Source organism: Enterococcus sp. E4-223 (genome assembly GCF_035727065.1).
Classification (GTDB): domain Bacteria; phylum Bacillota; class Bacilli; order Lactobacillales; family Enterococcaceae; genus Enterococcus_B; species Enterococcus_B faecium.
On sequence record NZ_JAPMLH010000022.1, the window covers coordinates 1 to 873 of the forward strand.

Consider the following 873-nt stretch of genomic DNA (forward strand, 5'->3'; position numbering starts at 1 on the left):
CGGAAATCTCTGGATCATAGCTTACGTACAGCTCCCCAAAGCATATCGGTGTTAGTCCCGTCCTTCATCGGCTCCTAGTGCCAAGGCATCCACCGTGCGCCCTTATTCACTTAACCTTATCAACCTTACGGTTGGGTTTTGATCCTTCTTCTAGCGATAGAAGTTAGATCAAGAAAATAAGCAATTGAACTTATTAAAAAACTCTATCCAGCTCACAAATCAGCCTGTACGGCAAAAAGATCGATCGTCTTATAAAATCAAAGATTTTATAGCCGTCCGCCTATTTTGCTTCAGGCTAAACAATTTGTTCAGCTTTCAAATTCAACGCGGTGTTCTCGGTTTGTATTACTTACATTTACTTCAAATATCCAGTTTTCAATGAACAAAAGTGTTTGAGAGTAAACCTCTCAAAACTGAACAAAGTAAAAACAAATTGTGTAGTCTCCGTAATATTCCTTAGAAAGGAGGTGATCCAGCCGCACCTTCCGATACGGCTACCTTGTTACGACTTCACCCCAATCATCTATCCCACCTTAGGCGGCTGGCTCCAAAAGGTTACCTCACCGACTTCGGGTGTTACAAACTCTCGTGGTGTGACGGGCGGTGTGTACAAGGCCCGGGAACGTATTCACCGCGGCGTGCTGATCCGCGATTACTAGCGATTCCGGCTTCATGCAGGCGAGTTGCAGCCTGCAATCCGAACTGAGAGAAGCTTTAAGAGATTAGCTTAGCCTCGCGACTTCGCAACTCGTTGTACTTCCCATTGTAGCACGTGTGTAGCCCAGGTCATAAGGGGCATGATGATTTGACGTCATCCCCACCTTCCTCCGGTTTGTCACCGGCAGTCTTGCTAGAGTGCCCAACTGAATGATG

Annotated in this window: 2 rRNA genes; both read right to left on the reverse strand. The window is 46.2% G+C overall.

The features are described 5' to 3' along the window. A 23S ribosomal RNA gene (locus OS139_RS13625) occupies positions 1-116 on the reverse strand; the annotation flags it as partial. Between the two features lie 344 nt (positions 117-460). Then, positions 461-873: ribosomal RNA gene (locus OS139_RS13630) — 16S ribosomal RNA — on the reverse strand; the annotation flags it as partial.